The organism is bacterium, assembly GCA_024228115.1.
GTDB lineage: Bacteria > Myxococcota_A > UBA9160 > UBA9160 > UBA6930.
Map to the genome: position 1 here is coordinate 1 of JAAETT010000063.1, position 1,826 is coordinate 1,826.

Consider the following 1,826-nt stretch of genomic DNA (forward strand, 5'->3'; position numbering starts at 1 on the left):
CCACCTCGGTGCAGCCGGTCTCGCGCATGATCGCCGCCCGCGCGGCTTTCTCATCCTTCTCCGTCTGCGCCAGCGCCAGGGCCAGCCCTGGCGGCACGTTGCGGAACAGCGTGGCCATGTCGGTGTTCATGACCACCCCCTCGGTGTATTTGCCCGGCTGCTTGCGCGCCGACAACAGCATGGAACGTTGCTCATCGGTCAGCGCGCGAAACTTGGTGATCTGATCGATCTCCTCTTTGGGCATGGCCAGGCACAGCCACCACTCGATCATGTTGAGCATGCGCTTGGCCGTGGCGGGGAAGTCTTCGAAGTTCTGAGTGGCGATCCAGTACCAGGCGCCGTACTTGCGCCACATCTTGGTGATCTTGACGACGTAGGGGGCAAGCAGCGGATTGGTGGTGATGACGTGTCCTTCGTCGGTGATAACGATGGTGTGGCGCGCCTCGTGCTGGCGCGCCTCGACCACGCTGTTGATTTGATTCATCAGCGCGGTGTAGGCGACCGAGAGCTGGTCCTCGTATCCCTCGTGCGCCAGGATGCCCATCTCCAGGTGGGTGACATCCACGTCCGGCCAGTGCGTGCCCGGGCGGTTGAAGAAGTGGCCGGCGAGGCCATCGCAAAACAGCAGCATGCCATCGCCCATATCCCTGGCGCGTTCGCGCCGGCGTTCGTCGAACGCCGTATCCTCGCCGATCCGGTGCAGCGCCTTCGCCACGTCCTCGGTCAACACCTGCTCATCGCCGCGCGCACGCACGGTGTGCGCGGCATCGAGGATGGCGACGCGGATCATCCGGCGGTCGGCCCGCGACATCTTCGCTTCCTCGAGGGCTTCGCCGCCGGTGATCATAATGCGCGCCTGGATCTCCATCTCGCCCAGAAGATCGCGCTTTTCATTCTTATTGTCCGGTGTGTCTTCCGCGGCATGCGCGTAGTCATCGACATCCTCGTCAAGGGTCGCGTCGACCTCCACCTCCTGGTCGAGCAGCGACAGGGCGCCGGCGAAAGGCGGCAGGCTCACGTCCGAACCCGGCTTCATCACGGCCTCATGCACGCTGAGTCCCTGACTTTCGAGATAGTCGCAGGTCAGGCCGAGGGAGTTGCCGGCCTCGATGATATAGATGCGCGGGCGCGTTACCGCCAGGACCTGCAGCAGCAGGCAGACCAGGGTAGCGGACTTGCCCGCGCCGGGCGGTCCCAGCAGCAGCAGAAAGGCGTTCATCTTGCGCTCGGCGATCGGATCGAATGTCACCGGGTTGCCGCCCCGGTTAAAAAACAGAACACCCGGCTTGCCGGTGCCGCGGGAGCGGCCGTAGAGGGGCAACATGCGGGCGATATGGGAGGCGAACATCAGCCGCGAGCGCCGGTTCGCGCGATCGAGCGTTGGGTCGTAGTTCATGGGCAGGTTGCGCACCCAGGCATCGCCCGGCAGCAGATCGTTCGCCCGGCCGACGGTCTGGAGGCCGTTTTGCAGCAGCAGGCTTTCCACCCGGTTGACCGTACGGCGCAGGGTTTTCTCGTCTTCGGCGCGGACATAGATATTGAAACAGACGGGAATCAAGGGGTCACCGCGGCTCATCTCGAGCCCCACCTCGGTACAGTTCTCACGGGCAAGCACCGCATCCGCGCCGTCGCCGATCGAGGCTTTCTTTACGTCCTGCACATGTTTGCTCAACTGGTCCTGCGGCCGGCAGATCAGGGTCAGCGCCATGACGGTGCCCGGCGGCATCTTGTCGAACAGCGCATAGACCTTGTTGTCGCCCAGCGGCCGTTCGGCGGTCAGCGTGCCGATGTCCGGCACCCGGCGCAGGCCCTGCACGGTGATGGCG

Annotated in this window: 1 protein-coding gene; it reads right to left on the reverse strand. The window is 64.5% G+C overall.

Features of this window, described 5'->3' with window-relative positions:
• Positions 1 to 1,826: conjugative transfer ATPase (locus tag GY937_03750; GenBank protein ID MCP5055822.1), on the reverse strand; the 1,826-nt coding region annotated here is incomplete at both ends.